General features: G+C 74.3%; 18 protein-coding genes. 11 read left to right on the forward strand and 7 right to left on the reverse strand.

The features are described from left to right. Nucleotides 1-74 precede the first annotated feature (74 nt). The 4 genes from HCN08_RS31805 to HCN08_RS31820 all read left to right on the forward strand — a co-directional run bounded on the left by HCN08_RS31805 (nucleotide 75) and on the right by HCN08_RS31820 (nucleotide 2,596). A complete protein-coding gene (locus HCN08_RS31805; RefSeq protein ID WP_167986787.1) occupies nucleotides 75-506 on the forward strand; it encodes a DUF1622 domain-containing protein in 432 nt (143 codons plus the stop codon). A 209-nt stretch (nucleotides 507-715) separates the two neighbouring features. After that, a complete protein-coding gene (locus tag HCN08_RS35895) occupies nucleotides 716-1,030 on the forward strand; it encodes a hypothetical protein (protein WP_240970626.1) in 315 nt (104 codons plus the stop codon). Between the two features lie 200 nt (nucleotides 1,031-1,230). Further along, nucleotides 1,231-1,950, forward strand: a complete 720-nt coding sequence (locus tag HCN08_RS31815; protein WP_167986788.1) for a helix-turn-helix domain-containing protein — start codon at nucleotides 1,231-1,233, stop codon at nucleotides 1,948-1,950. Nucleotides 1,951-2,041: 91 nt separating this feature from the next. Further along, nucleotides 2,042-2,596, forward strand: coding sequence for a dihydrofolate reductase family protein (locus HCN08_RS31820; RefSeq protein ID WP_167986789.1), 555 nt, complete (start codon nucleotides 2,042-2,044; stop codon nucleotides 2,594-2,596). A gap of 47 nt (nucleotides 2,597-2,643) precedes the next feature. Here the strand turns inward: HCN08_RS31820 and HCN08_RS31825 are convergent, their stop codons facing one another. After that, nucleotides 2,644-3,552, reverse strand: coding sequence for a serine/threonine-protein kinase (locus HCN08_RS31825; protein ID WP_167986790.1), 909 nt, complete (start codon nucleotides 3,550-3,552; stop codon nucleotides 2,644-2,646). A gap of 88 nt (nucleotides 3,553-3,640) precedes the next feature. Between HCN08_RS31825 and HCN08_RS31830 the strand changes: the two genes are divergently transcribed. From HCN08_RS31830 to HCN08_RS31840, 3 genes are all read left to right on the forward strand, one after another. Continuing rightward, nucleotides 3,641-4,243 (forward strand): RNA polymerase sigma factor, encoded by a 603-nt coding sequence (locus HCN08_RS31830; RefSeq protein ID WP_167986791.1) that lies wholly within the window; start codon nucleotides 3,641-3,643, stop codon nucleotides 4,241-4,243. 10 nt (nucleotides 4,244-4,253) lie between these two features. Then, complete coding sequence (locus tag HCN08_RS31835; RefSeq protein ID WP_167986792.1) at nucleotides 4,254-4,973, forward strand: hypothetical protein; 720 nt, start codon at nucleotides 4,254-4,256, stop codon at nucleotides 4,971-4,973. Nucleotides 4,974-5,083: 110 nt separating this feature from the next. Continuing rightward, nucleotides 5,084-5,764 (forward strand): hypothetical protein, encoded by a 681-nt coding sequence (locus HCN08_RS31840; protein WP_167986793.1) that lies wholly within the window; start codon nucleotides 5,084-5,086, stop codon nucleotides 5,762-5,764. 64 nt (nucleotides 5,765-5,828) lie between these two features. Here HCN08_RS31840 and HCN08_RS31845 read toward each other — a convergent pair whose 3' ends face one another. Together HCN08_RS31845 and HCN08_RS36795 are read right to left on the reverse strand one after the other, a co-directional pair. Beyond that, entirely contained in the window at nucleotides 5,829-6,449 is a 621-nt protein-coding gene (locus HCN08_RS31845) for an L-threonylcarbamoyladenylate synthase (RefSeq protein WP_167986794.1), read from the reverse strand. A 58-nt stretch (nucleotides 6,450-6,507) separates the two neighbouring features. Next, nucleotides 6,508-9,987 carry a tetratricopeptide repeat protein gene (locus HCN08_RS36795; RefSeq protein WP_167986795.1) on the reverse strand — a complete coding sequence of 1,160 codons (3,480 nt, stop codon included), beginning with the start codon at nucleotides 9,985-9,987 and terminating at the stop codon, nucleotides 6,508-6,510. Nucleotides 9,988-10,109: 122 nt separating this feature from the next. On the opposite strand from HCN08_RS36795, the gene HCN08_RS31855 reads away from it, so the two are divergent. Further along, a complete protein-coding gene (locus HCN08_RS31855) occupies nucleotides 10,110-10,502 on the forward strand; it encodes a hypothetical protein (protein ID WP_167986796.1) in 393 nt (130 codons plus the stop codon). A gap of 274 nt (nucleotides 10,503-10,776) precedes the next feature. After that, nucleotides 10,777-11,322, forward strand: coding sequence for a hypothetical protein (locus HCN08_RS31860; RefSeq protein WP_167986797.1), 546 nt, complete (start codon nucleotides 10,777-10,779; stop codon nucleotides 11,320-11,322). A 50-nt stretch (nucleotides 11,323-11,372) separates the two neighbouring features. On the opposite strand, the gene HCN08_RS31865 is transcribed toward HCN08_RS31860, so the two are convergent. Both HCN08_RS31865 and HCN08_RS31870 read right to left on the reverse strand, forming a co-directional pair. Next, the gene (locus HCN08_RS31865; RefSeq protein WP_167986798.1) at nucleotides 11,373-13,016 is read right to left on the reverse strand and encodes a carbohydrate binding domain-containing protein; all 1,644 of its coding nucleotides are present in this window, start codon (nucleotides 13,014-13,016) and stop codon (nucleotides 11,373-11,375) included. 150 nt (nucleotides 13,017-13,166) lie between these two features. Next, complete coding sequence (locus HCN08_RS31870) at nucleotides 13,167-13,949, reverse strand: alpha/beta fold hydrolase (RefSeq protein WP_167986799.1); 783 nt, start codon at nucleotides 13,947-13,949, stop codon at nucleotides 13,167-13,169. A 158-nt stretch (nucleotides 13,950-14,107) separates the two neighbouring features. Here HCN08_RS31870 and HCN08_RS31875 point away from each other — a divergent pair, with 158 nt between their 5' ends. Then, nucleotides 14,108-15,406 carry a PP2C family protein-serine/threonine phosphatase gene (locus HCN08_RS31875; protein ID WP_240970627.1) on the forward strand — a complete coding sequence of 433 codons (1,299 nt, stop codon included), beginning with the start codon at nucleotides 14,108-14,110 and terminating at the stop codon, nucleotides 15,404-15,406. Nucleotides 15,407-15,453: 47 nt separating this feature from the next. Here the strand turns inward: HCN08_RS31875 and HCN08_RS31880 are convergent, their stop codons facing one another. Further along, complete coding sequence (locus HCN08_RS31880) at nucleotides 15,454-16,470, reverse strand: aldo/keto reductase (RefSeq protein WP_167986800.1); 1,017 nt, start codon at nucleotides 16,468-16,470, stop codon at nucleotides 15,454-15,456. Nucleotides 16,471-16,645: 175 nt separating this feature from the next. Here HCN08_RS31880 and HCN08_RS31885 point away from each other — a divergent pair, with 175 nt between their 5' ends. Further along, nucleotides 16,646-17,509 (forward strand): helix-turn-helix domain-containing protein, encoded by an 864-nt coding sequence (locus HCN08_RS31885; protein ID WP_167986801.1) that lies wholly within the window; start codon nucleotides 16,646-16,648, stop codon nucleotides 17,507-17,509. Nucleotides 17,510-17,532: 23 nt separating this feature from the next. Here HCN08_RS31885 and HCN08_RS31890 read toward each other — a convergent pair whose 3' ends face one another. Further along, a complete protein-coding gene (locus tag HCN08_RS31890) occupies nucleotides 17,533-18,828 on the reverse strand; it encodes an MFS transporter (RefSeq protein ID WP_167986802.1) in 1,296 nt (431 codons plus the stop codon). Between the last annotated feature and the right edge of the window lie 230 nt (nucleotides 18,829-19,058).

A 19,058-nucleotide genomic window follows, 5' to 3' on the forward strand; every position in this document is an offset into this window, starting at 1 on the left:
CGCGGCCCGGGGGGCACGGACGTCGTCATGGAGGGACGCGGGATGGGCGCTGCCGCAGGTCCCCGGGGGCCGGCATGAGCGCGGAGAGCGTCCTGGAGGACGCGCTCCGGGTGATCGTGCCGGTGGTGGAGGCGTGCGGTGCGGCGGTGATCGCCTTCGGGGCGGTGTTCTCGTTCGCGCGCCTGGTGGTGCGCAGGGCGCGCGGGGCCGGCCCGGAGTCCTTCGTCTCGGTGCGGCTGGACCTGGGCACGTATCTTGCCCTGGGCCTGGAGTTCCAGCTCGCCTCGGACGTGCTGCGGACGGCGGTGTCGCCGACGTTCGAGCAGATCGGGCAGCTGGCGGCGATCGCGGCGATCAGGACGGCGCTCAACTATTTCCTGTCCCGCGAGATCGCGGCGGAACGCACCCAGGTCGCCGCCCGTCCCGCGAGCCCGGCACCGGTGCCGGACGCCCCACACGGCGGCGCCAAGGACGACGACGCGAAACGGCCACCCGGCCCGACATGAGGCGAGCGCCCGCCGGCTACCCGGCCCGCACCAGGCACACCATGGTCCGGGCCGCCCTCATGCGACCGCGATCCCGCCCGGGCGTGGCCGTACCGCCGAAGGAGTGAGGGCCATCACCCTTCCGGCGGTACGGGCCCGGTCCCGCGGTTCAGGCCAGCTGGTCGGCGACTGCTGCAGGCGGGCTGGCTGGGTCCTGGCAGGATGCCTGAGTGCAGATCTTGAGAGCGGTGGGCTGCGTCGGCCTGCTGGTTGCGCTCGTGGGCTGTGGTGGTGCCGGTGGCGGTGCCGCGCCCTCGGGCGAAACGAAGAATGTGGAGGTGACGGCTTCGATGGACCCGACTTCGATCTCTGTTCTGGTGACCTTCGTCGGTGGGCCGGCCGACGGTCGGACGGAGTATCTGACGCTGCCCGAGGCGTCGGGCAAGGTCACGATCGATGGTGTGACCTACTGGAGCAACCCGGGGCCGCCGCCGGAGGTGAAGGACACTCCCGAGGGCGCGGCCCAGGTGATGCGACCCGTCTGAGGCGGGACGAGCGGGAGGCCGTCTTACAGGCGCGTGGTCTCCGGGTGGATCATGCGGCGCGAACGGGGACGGGCGGCGGGCAGGTCGTCCTGGGTCTCCGTCGCCTGGGCGGAAGGCGGGACGGCGCCGGGGGTTGTCAGTGGTGGGTGCCAGACTGGGCGGGTCCGGTGTCGGGGGCGTGTGCCAGGGGGTGGGGGGCGGTGGAGCTGGTGATCGAGAGCCGGCCGTCGCAGCTGCCGTACGTCGAGCGGGTGTGGCGCAGCCGCAGCGCGGAGGCCGGGCGGATGATGTCGGTCGCGACGGCGCATTGGGAGCTGGTCGTCTGGGAGCAGCGCGGTCGGGTGCAGGCGGCCGTGCTGGGGCCGGAGGCGGCGGCTTCGTGGGCGCCGGTCCCGGCGGACGCCGTCTTCTTCGGGATCAGCTTCGCGCTGGGCACGTCGATGCCGCACATCCCGGTCAGCCGGCTCGTCGGCGGCAACGCGGTGATCCCCGACGTGACGCGCCGCTCGCTGTGGCTGAAGGGGTCGGCCTGGCATGTCCCCGGCTACGACAACGCCGAGGCGTTCGTGCTGCGGATGGTCCGGGAGGGCATCGTGGACCTGGACCCGGTCGTCCCCGCGGTGCTGGGCGGCGCCGGCGCGGGGGTGTCCGCGCGTACGTTGCAGCGCCGCTTCGTCGCGGCGACGGGGCTGCCGCAGGGCGCCGTCCGGCAGATCCACCGGGCCCGCCAGGCGGCGGTGCTGCTCCAGGAGGGGATACCGGCCCAGGAGGTCGTGCACCGGCAAGGGTATTTCGACCAGCCGCATCTGGCCCGGTCGCTGAAGCGGTACGTGGGGCGGACCGCGACCGAGCTGGCGGCGCCGGACACGCCGGAGCCGCTGTCGCTTCTGTACAAGACCGCGCCCCTGGGGCCTGCCTAGGCTTCGGGCACAGCCGACGGGATCGGCCCGTCCCTGCCGGGGCGGGGCCCAGGTCCCGAGTCCCGAACCCCGGAATCATCGTGGAGAGATCATGCGCAAGGTCGTTTCAGGTCTGTTCGTCTCGCTCGACGGCGTCGCCCAGGCGCCGAACGAGTGGCAGTTCGCGTTCGACGAGGAAATGGGTGCGGCGCTGGGGGACACGCTGGAGAAGGCGGACACCATCCTGCTCGGCAGGGTGACGTTCAGCGAGTGGGCCGGCTACTGGCCGACGGTGACCAGCGGTGAGGACGCCGCCTTCGCGAAGTGGATCAACGAGTCGCCCAAGTACGTCGTCTCCTCGACACTGGACAGCGTGGACGACTGGGCGAACAGCACCCTCGTCAAGGGTGACCTGGCCGACGCGGTGGCCGAGCTCAAGGCGGGTGAGGGCAAGGACATCACCGTCGCGGGCAGCCCCACCCTGGTGCGCTCCCTGCTGGCCGCGGGGCTGCTGGACGAGCTGGTGCTGCTGATCCACCCGGTGGTCGCCGGCCAGGGACGCCGCAAGCTGTTCGCCGACGACGCGGAGCTGCAGAAGCTGGAGCTGCTGAGCGCCCGGCCGACCAGCAGCGGCGTGATCATCGCGACCTACCGCCCGGCCGCCTGAGCCGGCCGCCCGGCGGTGCCGGGCCCCGGGTCCCGCGGGGGGTGTGTTCAGCGCAGCAGCCAGGTCAGTGCGGTTGTCAGCGCGAAGAGGGCGACCGCCGCGGTCCACACCGCCAGGCGGGTCCGCCGGGCGGGCGGGCGGTGCGCCCAGCGCGTGCTGTCCGGTGACAGCAGCGCGTCCGCGAACTCCCGTGCGGTGCACGGCCGGTGGGCCGGGTCGACGGACAACGCCGCGCGCAAGACCGCGTCTACGCCGGGCGGGACCGCCAACTCCCCGGGCAGGCGCGGCGGTACGGACGCGGCGGCCTCCTCGGGCGTCAGCGTCGTGCGGCCCCCGAGCCCGAAGGGCTTGCGGCCGGTGAGGAGCTCGAACGCCACGACGCCGAGGGCGTAGACGTCGGCCCGCCCGTCGAACCCGCCGGCGCCGAACGCCTGTTCCGGCGCCATGTACGCGGGGGTGCCCGTGGTGACGGTCAGGCCCGAGGCGTCGGCGAGCTGCTTGGCGCTGCCGAGGTCGGCGACGAGCACGCCGGGGGGCGTACGGGCGGTGTCCAGGAGCAGGTTGGACGGCTTGACGTCGCGGTGGACCACGCCCGCGCCGTGCAGCACCTCGACGGCGTACGCGGCCTCGGCGGCCAGCCGGAGCGCTTCGCCGGGGCCGCAGCGCCCGATCCGCTCGGCCAGTGTGCCGCCCCGCACGTAGTCCATGACGAAGAACGGCCGGCCCTCCTGCACGCCGACGTCGTGCACGCGCACGACCCGCGGGCTGGCGATCCTCCGCAGCAGCCGCGCCTCGGCGAGGAAGCGCTCGCGTACGTCGGCGTTCGCCGCCCAGTTGTCGGCCAGCACCTTGACCGCGACGTCCGTGTCGAGCCCGGCGTCGTACGCTTTCCAGACGGTGGCGAACGAACCGGCTCCCAGCATGTCCGCGAGGACGTAACGGCCCAGCTTCTGCATGCGGCAGCATTCTGCCGCAAGGCGCCGGGGCCGCCGGCGGGGGGCCGGTACGGGGTTCGGGCGCAAGGTACGGGGGCGGGGGCGGCGGATGGCCGGGGACGGCGAGTGGGCGGAGCTGGTGGCGGCGGCCCGGGCGGGTGACCCGGCGGCGCTGGAGCGGCTGCTGCTGCGGCTGCGGCCGGTCGTGATGCGCCGCTGCTCCCGCTTCCTGCCGCATCACGCCGACGCCGAAGAGGCAGCGCAGGACGCCCTGTTGTCCATCGCCACGCATCTGCGCGAGTACGCCGGGCGCGGCTCGTTCCTCGGGTGGGTGACGGTGATCGCCTCGAACGCCGCGCGGTCCACGTATCGTTCGATGCGCCGCCGCGCGGAGGACAGCCACGCGGCCGTCCCCGAGAGCGCCGATCCGCGGACGACCAGCGTCATCGCCGGCACCCGGCTGGACCTCATGGAGGCGCTGGCCGCCCTGGAGGCGCGGCATCCGGCGCCGGCCGAGGCGTTCGTGCTGCGTGACCTCGGCGACCTGACGTATCTGCAGGTCGCCGAGATCACCGGCGCTCCGCTGGGCACGGTCAAGGACCGCATCCACCAGGCCCGCCGGTTCATGCGGGAGCGCCTGGGCGACGGCTTCCGGCCCGATCCGCCGCGGCCGGACGTGCGGGACGGCAACGCCCCGGGCACGGGCAGGTAGGGGTACGGGCGTGCGGACGCGGACCATCGTCGCCGTCCTGGCGGCGGCCGTGGTGCTGGGCGTGCTGACCGGCCGCTTCGTGCTGCCCGCGCGCCCGCACGCCGCGCCGCCGGCCGCCGCCCCGGCCGCTCCCCCGCCGCAGCCCGCGAGCGGCCCGGTCACGGAGCGGAACCTGGTGACGGCGGCCGATGTCGCGGCGGCCGGGGTCACCCGCCGCGTCTACGTACGGGACCGGGTCGGCGACGGCGGCTACGCCAACGCGGCCTGCGCCGGGGAGAAGACACTCGGCGAGACCCTGGGCGGCCCGGGCGCGCACTTCCGCGGGCTGCTGGCGACGGCCGGCGCCGGCCCGGCCGACCCCACGCTGGCGGCGGACAGCGCGGACCAGGTCGCCCGCGAGGTCGCGGCGGACACCCTGAACCCGGCGCTGGCGCGGAATTTCACCGAGCGCCTGCTGCTGGAGGAGGTGCCGTGCCAGAGCGAGCCGGCCGGCCACTGGGTCTACGGGCCGACGCACACGGTCGCGGTCGCCGCGGACGTCTCCGCGAGCTGGCTGGGCACGTACGCGGGGGGCCTGAACACCGCCGGGGCGGCGCCGCGGGGCGTGGAGCCGTGCGGGGGCATCGCCGTACTGCGCAGCGGCACGCACTACGGGGTGCTGGAGGTGACCGCCTGCCTGGGCACGGCGGCGATGACGCGCCTGGTCCGTACGGCCGTCACGCGGCTGTGAGCCCGAGGCGCCGGGCCGGGACGGACGGGGCTCCAACTTTTCCGCCGCCGCCGGCATCTCCCCGGGTGTACGGCGACGCGCACCGCGTCGCGACCCACGGAGGGGATGAGATGTCCGGCAACCGAGCAACCAGGAAGACGTGTCCGCGGCGCGGCCGAAGCGCCGGATGGGCGGCGGCGGTCGGTGCCGCCCTGCTCACGGCGGGCCTCGCGCTGCACCCGGCGGCGGCCGGCGCGCAGCCGGGCGCCGCGAGCCGCCCGGCCCTCGCCGGGCCCGGCCCCGGCTCAAGCAACCTGATCCAGAGCGGTGACTTCTCCCAGCAGGGCCTGGCCCCGGTCGGCGCGACGATCGGCCTGGCCGGCGCGCAGGCCCTCTCGGCGTGCTCGGGCGAGGAGACGATGCGGGTGCTGACGGGCGCGAGCGCCACCGCTTACGCCGAGGTGACCTGGACCTTCGACACCGGCGGCAGCCTGCTGACCGAGTCGCTCGCCGGCGCCCCGACCGGCGCCGCGGCGGCCTCGTACGGCAAGCGGCTGAACGCGCTGGTGCGCGACTGCCGCCACGAGCCGGCCGGCCACTGGTACTACGGCCCGGGCCGCACCCTCACCGTGCCGGCCGGCGAGGCCACGTGGTATCCGGCCTTCGGCGGCGACGGCACGGCCGCCGGCGGGGTCGCCGTCCTCCGCAGCGGTGAGCGGGTCGGCATCGTCGAGCTCACCGGCCAGCCGTCCGACGACCCGGCCTACATCGCGGGCCTCACCGCCGCGGCCCTCGCCCGCCTGGCGTCCTGACCCGCGTCGCGCCCGGGCCGCGGGGCCACGCACCGCGCCCGGGCGTGCAGCTAGCGGCTAGCGGCTAGGCGAACCGCTCGGTGGATCCGGCGCCTTGGCGCAGGATCTCCACGTCGCCGCCGGAGAAGTCGACGACGGTGGTCGGCTCCGTGCCGCAGTCGCCGGAGTCGACGACGGCGTCCACGAGGTCGTCGAGCCGGTCCTTGATCTCCCAGCCCTGGGTGAGCGGTTCGGCCTCGTCGGGGAGCAACAGGGTGCTGGAGACCAGCGGTTCGCCGAGTTCGGCGAGCAGCGCCTGCGTCACGACGTGGTCGGGGATGCGGACGCCGACGGTCTTCTTCTTCGGGTGCAGCAGCTGGCGCGGCACTTCCTTCGTCGCGGGCAGGATGAAGGTGTAACTGCCCGGTGTCGCCGCCTTGATCGTACGGAAGACGTCGTTGTCGATCTGCACGAACTGGCCGAGTTGCGCGAAGTTCTGGCAGACCAGGGTGAAGTGGTGCCGGTCGTCGAGCCGGCGGATCGACCGGATCCGCTCGATGCCGTCGCGGTTGCCCAGCCGGCAGCCCAGCGCGTAGCAGGAGTCCGTGGGATACGCGACGAGCCCGCCGGACCTGATGCCGTCGGCCACACCGCTGATCAGGCGGGGCTGGGGGTTGTCGGGGTGTACGTCGAAGTAGCGTGCCATCGGCCTACCCTATGGCGCCTCCCCCGCCCCGTCCCCCCGCGGCACCCCATCGAGTGGCTCACCCCTCCTCCGCCTCCTGCTCAAGGCGACAGCGTTGCGCGTAGGCGGCCAGGCCGCACTTCTCGTGGAGCCCGGCTGCGCGGGCCCAGTGTCCAGCCGAGTCCGCCCGCTGCCCGAGAGCGGAGCACACCGCAGCAAGGCCCTCGTGGCACAAGGCGACGCCGTAGTCGCTGCCCACCGAGGAGTAGTGGTCGGCTGCTTCCGCGAAACAGCGCTCAGCTTCCTCGTGGTCGCCGAGGGCGGTCGCGCTGCGTCCCAGGCCCAGCAGGGCCGATGCCTGGCCGAACCTGTCGTCGGCTGACACGAAGTGCCGGAGCGCGGACGTGTCGTCCCTGACGGCGCGGGCGTAGTCGGCGCGTGCCCGGGCAAGGGTGGCCAGCGCCTGGCGCACGAGGCCCTGGCCCACAACACGTCTGCTGCGCTCGTGCAGGACCAGGGCTTCCTCAAGATGGCGCCGGGCCTCATCGTGCTCGCCCAAGTCCACCAGGGCTTCGCCGAGGTTGAAGTGACTGTTGGCTTGTCCGTACGCGTCGTCTGCTGACTCGTAGAGACGCAGCGCGTGTTCGTGGTGGATCCGGGACCAGCTCGGCTCCTCCAGCACACGTTCGCAGGATCCCAGCCTGTTGAGTGTCTGCGCTTCGCCCAGCGTGTCGCCCAACAGGCCGTAACCGACCAGTGCGTGGGCGAAATGCCGGTGTGCCAGGCGAAAGGCGCCGCGGCCCTCCTCCTCCTCGCCGAGGCGGAAATCGGCTGTCACCAGGGCCGGCAAGTTGCCCATCCGCCAGTAGACATCTCGGGCGGCTTCGAGGGGATCGATGTAGGCCGGGCTGCCCGCGGTCGCCTCGGCGGCGCAGTGTGCCACGCCGAGGGCGGCGTACGCCGTCCCGAGCCGGTCGCCGATGGCGGCGCATAGTTCCATTGCCTCCACGAAGGAGGCGCGTGCGAGGTCCCGTTGGGCATGGGCCTGGCGGGCGGTGGCGATGTGCAGCAGCGCTGCCGCTTCACCGACGCGATCCTGGAGTTCCCGGCACAGGTGCAGGCCGAGCTCGGAAGACGTGATGTTCCGGTGCGAGGCGTTTTCCAGGGCGGGGCGCGACATCCCCGCGAAGTGCCGTGCCAGGCCGAGGCGGTCGCCGGCCTGCTCGTACAACTCCGATGTACCGTCCGGGCTTTCCAGTGCTGTCGCGTACGCGAGGAGCCGCAGATTTCCTGCGGCCTGTGCCGCTCGCAGCGCCTCCATCTGGTGCTCCGACACCTGGCGCGCGGCGAGCGCGGTCTCTCCGCGCCGTACCACCAGGGGCATCGACTCACCAGCGTCCGCGGCGTCGTCACCGAGAACCGTGCCCCGCAGTCGCGGGACGGCGGTGGATTCCGCGGCGGAATCGAGCCAGCGGCTTCGCTGACGACTGTACCGGGCGCGGACGACCAGTGCCGCCGCCCGGGTCGGGCCCGGACCGCACATCTCGGCTTCGGCGGACATCGCGCCGACTTCGTCGCGGGCCTCGTTCATGCGCCAGTGGAACAGGGCGGTCCGCGCCTTTACCCGGTGTATGTGGCAGCGCTCCTCCGGGCCGGGAGAGGTCCCGGCGGCACGCTGCAGGAAGTCCGCACTGCGCTCCCACTGTGCCCGGTCCGCCGCGACCTCGGCCAGACGTCGCAGGACGTGGGAGCGTACCCGGTCGGGGGACAGGCCGTCCGCGAGTGCGATCTCGGCGTCAAGGCCGGTCGCCGGAGTACGGTCGGTGGCAGGCGGATCGGTGGGCCGGTCGAAGGCCTGGAGCAGATTCTCCGCCCTCGGTAGATCCCCGGTGTCGTGCACCGCGCAGGCCAGCGGAAGGGCGAGCATGTCACCGGCTCGCGGATCGCGTTCCAGCGCGTTCTCCCACCACCGCAGCGCGTCACCCGGACGCCCGGCGGTCCAGGCGGCCTGTCCGGCGACCCGCGCGGCCAAGGCGGCACTCCGCTGCTGGCCGGCCCGCGTGTAGTCCTCGACGGCCGCCTCCGCCTCCGCCGTCGCCCGGGCGCAGTCGCGGCGCGCGAGCCACACCCGGGACCGGGCCAGGTGCGCGTCGGCTGCGCACTGCGGCACGGATGCCGCGACCACAGCACCGGCCGGCGGTTCGAGGGCCAGGGCGGACCAGACGAGGACGAGGTCGGATCGCCCTGCCCGCAGTGCGTCTGAAAGAGCCTCGCGCCAGCGCCCCACGCAGGTGGTGTCCCCCACCGCGAACCGGTGGCGGGCCTCCTCCGCGAGCCCGTCGGACCGTAGGGCGTAGTACGCGGCGGCACGCCGGTGCCAGGAGTCGAGCCGCTCCCGGTCCGGGCGCTCGGGATCGGACAGGTACGCGTGGACGGCCGCGCGCAGCAGGGGGTGCACTCGCCACATGCCCGCGCTGCGCCTGCCCGGACGGCGAGCCGCCGGAAGCAGGAGGCCACGGGCGGCGAGTTGCTTGACCATGCGGCCGGCTTCCCTGCCCTCTGCGACGAGCGCGGCCAGCGCGGCCTCGGTGACGGTGGCCAGGACGCATGACGCCTGGAATGCGTCCCGCTCCGGTTCCGGGAGCCGCTCCAGCAGCCGGGCGGTGAGCCAGCCGTGCGCCTGATCGCGTGAGACTGCCTCCGCCAGTTCGTCCGCGTCCGTCCCGTCGCGCAGTGCGCGGGTGGCGACCTCTGCCCACAGCGCCACTCCGCGGCAGGCCGCCACCGCGCCGTCCACGGCGCCCTCCGTCACGCCCCGTGCCCGCAGGAACCGCCGGGTTGCGGCCGCGCCCCAGGGCGGCAACTCGTCCTGGCGGGCGCGTGCGGCCAAAGTCTCAGGCAGGTCCAGCCTGGCGCGTCCGGCCAGCACGACGCGCAGGCCCCGTACGTCGCCCAGCAGTCTCGGCAGTCCGAGGCCCAGCAGCCACGACGCGTCGGCCCAGGTGCCCGGATGCGGCACCAGGTACTCGCTGTTGTCGACCAGTACCACGGCCACCCGGCGCCGCCCGAGCCCGGCCCCTACTGACACGGCCGCGTCGGTCAATACGTCCCGGGCGGCCTCCACGGCCAGGGGCCCCGGCTCCGCCAGCGCCGTCTGCCGGATTCCGCTGACCGTCGATCCCCCGGACACCGTGAGCGCGGTGGAGGCACTGCCGGCACGCAGCAGTGACGTGGCGCGCCGCCTTGCCTTGTTCCAGCGCAGCCGGTCCCACCACACACGCCACCACGGCACCGCGCGCACCAGTGCCGCGCCCACGGCCTGGACGAAGGCGGTCTGAGGATCGGCGGACGCGCCCAGTGCCTCGGCGTCCAGCCGGTACAGGGCCCGGCCGCCGGACGCGCTGACCGCCAGCGAGTCCAGCAGTGTGCTCTTGCCTATTCCGGGCGCTCCCCACAGCGCCCATACCCGCCACGGCGCCGAGTCCCGGCACAGTTCCGCGAAGCGGCGGTGCTGCGCCAGTCTGATCGTCCTGGTCGACTCCATCCGATCCACAGGCACGGGCGTGCCTCCTTCGGCGTGCCGGGTACGGTTCAAGGAGCGGAGGCGCGGACGCAACCGGCCGGCCCGCGCGGGCTGTCCCTTCAGGCAGGGATCCTGGTGGGACGGGAAGGAGTGCGATCGTGAGCGCATGGCCTGCGAGCGTGCGGATCGGGGCGTCGCTGGTGCTCGGCACCGTCACCGCGGTGCTGACCAACCTCGCGACGACCTCGTGGAATCCGGCATTGACGCTCGGTCTCGTCGCCTCCGTCGCGGCGGGCGGGGTTCTGGAATGGTGGACGCGCCGCACCGGGCCCGAGACGTCGCGTACCGCCCGGGTCGGCGTCGACGTCGGTTCGGGCTCCGAAGTGAGCGGCGGCGCCGCCCGGGCGAGCGCCGGGGGAACCGTGCAGGTGACGGCCACCGACCGGTCCGTCGTCCGTGACAGCACGCAGCGCGCCGCAGGAGGGAGCATCGAAGTGCACGTCAGTGAGGGCAGTACGGTGACGGGCCACGAGGCGACGACACACGAGTGACGCGCCGGCTGTCGTGCAGGTCTGCCCCGCCCGCCCGCACGACGCGGCCCCCTCACCCCGAGCAGCGCGCCCACCTGGTCCCCATGTGTCCGGTCGGCATCCTCGCCCTCCCCCGGGGAGGATGCGCGTCTCCAGTGTGAGGTCTCAGGGCCTTTCCGGCAGCCGGTCGGCGAATCCCGTGCCGCGGACCTCGCGCCGGCGCGGCCTCGCGAGCACCTGTGCGCCCTCGGCGGGGCGCACCGGGGCGGGTCGCCGCCGGTGACATCGTGGGGGGATGACGCTTCCGTCGAAGGGCGGCACCGCACCGGACGGCCCGGGCAAGGGCGCAGCCGCCGCGCCCCGTGGTGCGCCGTTGCAGCGGCTGCTGTTCGGCGGCGTGTACGGGACCGTCCTGGCCAGCGCGCTGGCCTCGGCTCTGGACGAGGAGCACGGCACGCCGAACGCGGGCTACGACGCGCTGTGGATCCTGGTGGCCGCGCTGGCCGCAGCCGCGGCGCACGGCTACGCACACGCGATCTCGCACTGGACGGCCGACGGCCGCAGGGCCACCGCGGAGAGCGTCCGCGCGGTGCTGGCCGAGTGGCCGCTGGTCGTCGCGGTCCTGCCGACGGTGGCCGCGCTGCTCGGTGCCGCCGCCGGCTGGTGGGCCGAGGAGAGCGCGGTCGATGTCATACTCACCGTCAACACCGCGGCCCTCTTCGGCTGGGGCCTGCTGGCGGCCCGCGCGGCGGGCCAGCGCTGGCCGTCCGCCTGCCGGGTCGGCGCCGTCGACGTCCTGCTGGGCCTGTTCATCGTGAGCGCGAACGCCCTGACGCACTGAGCCCGCGGGCGGTGCCGGTGAGGGGGCCGGCACCGCCCTGCCACGGGGGGTCAGCGGTGCTGGAGGGACTTCACGTTGTCGCCGAAGGTCCAGCTCTTGGAGCCGTCCCAATTGACCGACCACGTCATGAGGCCCTTGAGGGCGCCGCCGAAGGCGTTCCAGGACTGGCTGACCAGGCTGGGGGCCATGTAGCCGCCGCCCGCGCCGGGTTGGGCGGGCAGGCCCGGGACCTGCTTGTCGTAGGGCACCTTGATCGTGGTGCCCTGGATGACCAGGCCGTTGTTGAGGCAGGTGGTCTGCGCGGTGAAGCCCGCGACGGTGCCGGCCTCGTAGGAGTCGCCGGAGCAGCCGTACATGCTGCCGTTGTAGTACTGCATGTTGAGCCACCACAGGCGGCCGTTGTCCGCGTACTTCTTCACGATGGGCAGGTACGCGCCCCAGATCGAGCCGTAGGTGACGCTGCCGCCGGTGACGTACGCGGTCTCGGGGGCCATCGTCAGGCCGAAGCCGGCGGGCATCTGCGCCAGCACGCCGTCGATGATGCGCTCCAGGTTGGCCTGCGAGGCGGACAGCGTGTTGATGTTGCCGCTGCCGGACAGGCCCGTCTCGATGTCGATGTCGATGCCGTCGAAGTTGTACTGCTTGAGGATCGGCACGACGGTCGCCACGAAGCGGTCGGCGACCGCGCTGGAGGACAGGTCGATGCCGGCGGTCGCGCCGCCGATCGACATCAGGATCGTGGCGCCGGCCGCCTTGGCCTGGCACATCTCGGCGGGGGTGGCGACCTTGACGCCGCTGTCCATGCCGTCCTGCCACTCGACGGTGCCGTCGGAGAGGATCACCGGGAAGGCGGCGTTGATGACGTTGTAGCCGTGCTGGGCGATCCGGCTGTCGGTGATCGGTATCCACCCCAGGCCCGGGTGGACGCCGTTGGCGGCGCCGTCCCAGTTCTCCCAGTAGCCCTGGAGCACCTTGCCGGACGGCTTGGGCTTGGTGGCGCAGGTGCTGCCGCCCGGCGGGGCCGTGGTCGGGGTCGTCGGCGGGGTCGTCGTGGGTGAGGTGGGCGGCGTGGTCGGTGGCGTGGTCGGCGGCTTCGTGGTCGGCGAGGTCGGCGGTGTGGTGGGCGGCGTGGTGGTGGTGCCGCCGGGGCCGGTGAGCGAGACGTCGTCCGCGTAGTAGGTGGGCTGCCCGTACCAGCCGTGCAGGTAGACCGTCACGGAGGTGGCGTTCGCGCCGGTGGTGAAGGTGAGGCTGAGCTGCGTGTACGACGAGGCGCCCGGCGTCCAGGTGGACGGGTCGCTCGCGGCGCCGGTGCCGGTGGCGCCCAGGTAGACGTAGCTGCCCTGGACGTAAGCGCTCAGCGTGTACTGCGAGTTGGGCCGGACGCTGACCGTCTGCGCGCACTGGGCGTCGTCCTGGCCGTTGGGCGTGCCCTTGAGCGCCGAAGTGCCGGAGTGGACGGGGCTGCTGACGACCGCGCCGGACCCGCCGGAGCAGGTCCACTGCGAAAGCCCGCTCTCGAACCCGGAGTTGGCGACCAGGTTGACGGTGGCGGCCCCCGCCGCACCGGACCCGACCAGCCCCACCCCGGCGATGACGACGGCCGCGGAACTCGCCGCGGCAAGACTGCGCTTGAGGACGGTCGACCTGCGCCTGGCACGGCTCGACGGATCCGCGTTCGGGGCACGTTCCACGGCTGCCTCCTGGGGGGCAACGAGCGACGAGTGGGGGGATGGGCGCAGCCATGCGCGCTGTGACCGACCGTAGGAGCGCTGCCCAGGACACGTCAATAGGTCTGGACCAAAGAGGTCTGGACCAGACGGAGGTGTGGCGCTGACGGGACGTCAGCGGGAGGCGCGGCGGAGGGGGAGGAGGGTTTCGGGGGTGGGGTGGGTGAGGTGGTCGAGGATCAGGCGGTGGACGAGGTCCGGGTGTTCGAGGGGGGCCAGGTGGGAGGCGGCGGGGAGGACGGCCAGGGTGGAGGGGGCGATCGCGCGGTAGAGGGCGGCGGTGTGCTCCAGGGAGATCATGTCGTCGTCGCCGGCCATCACGAGGGTGGGGGCCTGGATACGGGCCAGGTCCGCGGGGGTGAGGGTGGGCTGGGTGCGCCACATCCGGAGGACCTTCGCGGCGGCCACCGGCCAGTGCGCCGGGCCGTCCGGCGACGTGGACTCGTACAGCTCGCGGAAGAAGGCGAGGTCGGGGCCGTCCGGGGTCATCGCGTCCAGCATCGCGGGGTCGGCGAAGGATTCCGGCGCGGGGCGGAAGTTGGTGCCGATCACCACGGCCTTGCGCACCAGGTCGGGCCGGGCGAGCGCCACGAGGAGGGCGACGACACCGCCGTCGCTCCAGCCCACCAGGTGCGCGGGGCCGCCCACGACGGTCTCCAGGAAGGCCGCCGTGTCGCCGGCCATGTCCTCGTACGTGAGCGGGCCCGCGACGTCGGGCGTGTGGCCGTGCGCGCGCCGCTCGGGCAGGAAGACCCGGTGGTCGGCGGCGAGAGCGGCCCGCAGCGCGCCCCAGGTCCCGTTGGTGGACAGGCCGCCGTGCAGCAGGAGCAGCGGGTCGCCGCCGCCCTCGGTCTCGTACCACGTCCTGACGCCGGGGAGTTCCGCGTATGCGCCCATCGCTCCAGACCCTTCCGGACGGCGTCGTCCCCCCAGTCTTGGCGCGCCCGGGGCACCCCGCAACGCGACCGGCCCCGTACGGCCGCTCGCAGCACACCCCCGGGGGCGAAGCGGGGGAAAATGGACGGGACCCCGCGGGATCCGGAGGAGGTGCGTTCATGGTCGGCAGGGACGCCGTGCTGGACATGACGCAGCGGTTCCTGCGGCGCGGGCACATCACGGGCTTCGACGAGCTGCCCGCGCTGGTGGAGGAGTGCGGGGCGGCGGCCGGGCTCACCCGGGCCCGGGTGTTCGTGGCGGACCTGCGCGACGACGTGCTGTGCGAGCTGACCGGCCGCGGCCCGGACGCCGGGGCGGGCGGGAAGCGGTACTCGATCGACCATTCGCTGCCCGGCACGGCCTTCCGGGAGAACAGCCCGCTGTCGGGGATGGCGCGCGACGACTCCGCCGACCGCTGGTGGGTGCCGATCCTGGACGGTACGGAGCGGCTGGGGGTGCTGCGGGTCGATCTCGCCATACGGCCCGGGGCGGCCGGCTCCGGGAACACCGACGGGCCCAGGGACAGCCCCCGGGACAGCCGCGGCGGGGCGTGGGACGGCATGCAGGCCGCGCGGGTGCTCGCCTCGCTGGTGGGCCTGCACCTGGTGAGCAAGCGGCCCAGCAGCGACGCCTACTCCCGGCTGACCCGCCGGGGGCGCATGTCCGTGGCGGCCGAGCTGGAGTGGAACCTGATGCCGCCGCTGTCCTTCGCCAACCCGGACGTCGTCATCGCCGCGGCGGCCGAGCCCGCGTACGACATCGGCGGCGACGCCTTCGACTACGGCGTGGCCGGCGGGAAGGCGCATGTGGCGGTCTTCGACGCGATGGGTCACGACAGCTTCGCGGGGCTCACCGCGAGCGTGGCGGTCGCGGCGTTCCGCAACGAGCGGCGGCAGGACGCCGGCCTGGTCGCCATCGCCGAGGGCATCGAGCGGGCCCTCGTCGACCACTTCCAGGGCAGCCGCTACGCCACCGCGGTGCTGGCGGACCTGGACCTGGCCTCGGGCGTGTTCTCCTGGGTCAGCCGCGGCCACCCCCCGCCGATCATCATCCGCGGTGGGCGCTGGGTGAGCGGCCTGGAGTGCGACCCGGCCCACCCGCTCGGCATGGCGCTGGACCTGAAGGCGACGGTGTGCCGGGAGCAGCTGGAGGCGGGCGACCGCATCGTGCTCTACACCGACGGCATCACCGAGGCCAGGGACCGTACGGGTGACGAGTTCGGCATCGCGCGCTTCATCGAGTTCATCAACCGCCACCACGCGGAGGGCCTTCCGGTGCCGGAGACCCTGCGGCGGCTGATGCGCGCGATCCTGGCCCACAACCAGGGCAAGCTCGCCGACGACGCGACCGTGCTGTGCCTGGAGTGGCACGGTTCGAGCCGCAACCCGGCGCTGCGCCCCACCCGGCCGGACGGCTGACCCGGCGCGAGGGTGGACCCGGCCGGGGGCCCGCCGGCCGGACCGGCTCAGCGGCGGCGCAGCCGCTTGTCGGTCATGGGCGGGGTGGGGTCGACGTAGAAGTCGCCGGGGTTGACGTCCACGCCCGGCGGCACGATCGCGTCGATACGGTCCATGAGATCGTCGTCCAGCGTGACGTCGGCGCCGGCGAGCAGGTCCGCCAGGTGCTCGGGCCGGCGCGGCCCGATCAGCACGGAGGTGACCGCCGGATGGGCGCGGACGAAGGCGGTCGCCAGGTGCGGCAGCGGCATCCCGGCCTCGGCGGCCAGCGCCGCCAGCTCCCGTACGGCGTCGGCCTTGGCCCGCACGCCCGGCTGGGAGAGGTCGAACATCTTCGCGCCGGCGCCGGCGTTGCGGTGGCCGGCGGTGGGGTCCGCGCGGCCCGACAGCCAGCCGGAGTTGAGCGGGCCGAAGGTGAGCACGCCCATGCCGTAGCGCTGCGCGGTGGGCAGCACGCGCTGCTCGACGCCCCGGGTGAGGACCGAGTACGGCGGCTGCTCGGTGCGCAGGCGGTGGTGGCCGCGCCGCTCGGCGGTCCACTGCGCCGCCACGATCTCCTCCGGGGCGAAGAAGGACCCGCCGAGCGCCCTGATCTTCCCGGCCCGCACCAGGTCCGACAGCGCCCCCAGCGTCTCGTCGATGTCGGTGTACGGGTCGGGGCGGTGCATCTGGTAGAGGTCGACATGGTCGGTGCCCAGGCGGCGCAGGCTGTCCTCCAGCGCCTGCCGGACCCAGCGGGCCGACCCGCCGCGGCGGCCGGGGTCCTCCCCCATCGGCAGCCCGAACTTCGTGGCGAGCACGACCTCGTCCCGGCGCCCCTGGAGCGCCTTGCCGACGATCACCTCGGACTCGCCGCCGGAGTAGACGTCGGCGGTGTCCACGAGGTTGACGCCCGCGTCCAGTGCCGTGCGGATCATCCGGACCGACTCCTCGTGGTCGGTGTTGCCCATCGCGCCGAACATCATCGCGCCGAGGGCGTACTCGCTCACCGACATGCCGGTGCCGCCGAGGATCCTGCGTTTCATGGGGTGTGCCTCCTGCTCGTGGTACGGGCGGCGCCCGCCGCGCGGGGACGCCCGGGCGCCGTGCCGCCAGCCAAGCACCCGGGCGCGGCGGACCGGGAGACCCGCGCGGACCGGGGGTCCGGCAGGCCCCCTTTGGCGGCGGCCACCCGGTCGGCGGCCGATCTACGGTGGAGGCATGGGTCAGGAGCCGAACACGGAGCTGCGGGACTTCCTGCGCACGCGCCGCGCGAAGATCACCCCGCGGGAGGCGGGGCCGGTCCCGCAGGCCGGCGCCCGCCGGGTGCCGGGGCTGCGCCGCGAGGAGGTCGCGCAGCTGGCCGGGGTGAGCGTGGACTACTACGTGCGCCTGGAGCGGGGCCGGCATCTGAACGTGTCCGCGTCCGTGCTGGACGCGATCGCCCGGGCGCTGCGCCTGGACGACCTGGAGCGCGCCCATCTCTTCCGGATCGCCCGCCCCTCCCGGTCCCGGCCCCGTCCGCTGCCGCCGCAGCGGGTGCGCCCGGGCCTGCGGCTGCTGCTGGACAGCCTCACCGAGGTGCCCGCGCTGGTCTACGGCCGGCGGATGGACGTCCTGGCGAGCAACCACCTGGCCCGGGCGCTCTACACCGACTTCGAGGCGCTGCCGGTGCGCGAGCGCAACATGGCGCGGCTGGTCTTCCTCGACGACGGCTTCCGGGCCCTCTACGCCGACTGGGAGGGCGCCGCGCGCGGCATCGTCGCCTCGCTGCGGCTGTACGCGGGGCGCCATCCGCACGATCCGGCGCTGGCCGCGCTGGTGGGTGAGCTGTCCGTCCAGGACGAGGACTTCCGCCGCTGGTGGGCCGATCACGACGTCTTCCGGCGCACGCACGGGACGAAGCACTTCCGCCATCCCGTCGTCGGCGAGCTCGTGCTGGGCTACGAGGCGTTCACGCCCACCGACGACCCGGACCAGACGCTCGGCGTCTCCACGGCGGAGCCGGGGTCGGCCTCGGCGCAGGCGCTGCGGCTGCTGGCGAGCGCGGCGGCGCCGGCGTGGGAGGGGCGGCCGGCGCGCTGAGGGGGCGGCGGCGTGCCGTGCGGTCAGCCGGCGGGCGCGGGCTGCGGCCGTACGGCTGCCGCGGGGCCGGGGCCGGCCGCGGGGGCCTCGGCGCCGGGGGGCCCGGCCGCCGGGACCTCGGCGGTGTCGCGCCGGGCGGCCAGCCGGGTGGCCGGGCCGATCGCGTACGCCGCGGCGGCCATGAGCGCGCCGAGCAGCAGCCAGCCCGGGGTGCCCCAGTCCAGCAGCAGGGTGGTGAGCGCCAGCGGGCCGAGCGTGCGGGCGACGGTCGTGCCGGTGCCGAAGAAGCCCTGGTACTCGCCGATCCGGTCCGCCGGGGCCAGGTCGAAGGAGAGCTGCCACGCGCCCGCCGACTGCTGCATCTCGGCGACCACCTGCAGCACGGCGCCCAGCACCAGGGCCACCGCGGCGGGGCCCGCCGACCGCCCGGCCGACAGCGCGAACACCGCGCAGCAGGCGAGCATGACCAGCCCCGACAGCCGCAGCGCGCGCACCGCGCTGCCCTGGCCGGTGACCGAGCGCGCCGACCGTACCTGGAACAGCGTGACCGCGAGGGTGTTGAGCACGAACAGCCCGGATGCCAGCCATGCCGGGGCGCCGGTGCGTTCGGTGATCCACAGCGGCAGCACCAGGCTGAGCAGGGGCAGCCGCAGCATCAGGACCGCGTTGAGCGCGGCGACCAGGACGTACGGCCGGTCCCGCAGGACGCCCGGGCGCGCCGCTCCGGCCGCGTCGGGTGCCGGGACCGCCTGCGCCGGCGCCACGCGGGGAAGCCGCAGCAGGAGCAGCGCGCAGCCGAGGAAGCACACCGCGTCGAGGGCGAGCGCGCCGCGGTAGGCCGCGGGCGTGCCGACGCCGAGCGCGAGGCCGCCGAGGGCCGCGCCGACCGCGAGCCCGCCGTTGAGCGTGGACTGGAGCCGGGCGAGCAGCCCCGTGCGCTCGCCGGCCGGCACCAGGCGGGCCAGCAGCGACTGCCGGGAGGCCGCCAGCCCCGACTGCGCGGAGGTGTAGGCGCACGCGGCCACGACGAAGGCGGCGAAGTCCCCCCGCACCACCAGGAACGAGCCGACCGCCGCCGAGGTGGCCAGCGCCAGCAGCACCGAGGTGCCGCGCGGCCCGCGCCGGTCGGCCAGCCGCCCGAGCGGCACCCCGACGAGCGATCCCGCCGCCCAGGCGAGCGTCAGCCCGAGCCCGACCCACGCGGCGGACAATCCGGCCACCCGGGTGAAATACAGCGCCGACGTCGTGTAGAAGGCGCCGTCGCCGACGGAGTTGGCGAGCTGGGCCAGCGCGAGGCAGCGCTGGGAACGTGTCCTCATACCGACGAGCCTACGAGCCGGGTGGGCCGGTGATCAGGCCCATTCCGTCCCCGGATTCCTGGCCCACTTCTGCCGTGCGTACGGGCGCGGCGCCGGGCCGGCCTCCCCTCGCGACCGCGATCCGGCCCCGATTGTCAGTGCCCTCTGTCACCATGCGAACACAAGGGGTGAGAGGGACGTTCGAGGAGGCTCGCGTTGAGGAAAGCACCCATCGCTCGCTGCGCAAACCG

It is taken from the genome of Actinacidiphila epipremni (assembly GCF_012034175.1).
GTDB lineage: Bacteria > Actinomycetota > Actinomycetes > Streptomycetales > Streptomycetaceae > Actinacidiphila > Actinacidiphila epipremni.

Excerpts from the sequence above, each read along its gene's own strand:
- HCN08_RS31885 (WP_167986801.1), top strand. The coding sequence starts at position 16,646 with ATGGGTCAGGAGCCGAACACGGAGCTGCGGGACTTCCTGCGCACGCGC.
- HCN08_RS31840 (WP_167986793.1), top strand. The coding sequence starts at position 5,084 with ATGTCCGGCAACCGAGCAACCAGGAAGACGTGTCCGCGGCGCGGCCGA.
- HCN08_RS31845 (WP_167986794.1), bottom strand. The coding sequence starts at position 6,449 with ATGGCACGCTACTTCGACGTACACCCCGACAACCCCCAGCCCCGCCTG.
- HCN08_RS31860 (WP_167986797.1), top strand. The coding sequence starts at position 10,777 with ATGACGCTTCCGTCGAAGGGCGGCACCGCACCGGACGGCCCGGGCAAG.
- HCN08_RS31875 (WP_240970627.1), top strand. The coding sequence starts at position 14,108 with ATGGTCGGCAGGGACGCCGTGCTGGACATGACGCAGCGGTTCCTGCGG.
- HCN08_RS31825 (WP_167986790.1), bottom strand. The coding sequence starts at position 3,552 with ATGCAGAAGCTGGGCCGTTACGTCCTCGCGGACATGCTGGGAGCCGGT.
- HCN08_RS31805 (WP_167986787.1), top strand. The coding sequence starts at position 75 with ATGAGCGCGGAGAGCGTCCTGGAGGACGCGCTCCGGGTGATCGTGCCG.
- HCN08_RS31870 (WP_167986799.1), bottom strand. The coding sequence starts at position 13,949 with ATGGGCGCATACGCGGAACTCCCCGGCGTCAGGACGTGGTACGAGACC.
- HCN08_RS31830 (WP_167986791.1), top strand. The coding sequence starts at position 3,641 with ATGGCCGGGGACGGCGAGTGGGCGGAGCTGGTGGCGGCGGCCCGGGCG.
- HCN08_RS31880 (WP_167986800.1), bottom strand. The coding sequence starts at position 16,470 with ATGAAACGCAGGATCCTCGGCGGCACCGGCATGTCGGTGAGCGAGTAC.
- HCN08_RS31820 (WP_167986789.1), top strand. The coding sequence starts at position 2,042 with ATGCGCAAGGTCGTTTCAGGTCTGTTCGTCTCGCTCGACGGCGTCGCC.
- HCN08_RS31890 (WP_167986802.1), bottom strand. The coding sequence starts at position 18,828 with ATGAGGACACGTTCCCAGCGCTGCCTCGCGCTGGCCCAGCTCGCCAAC.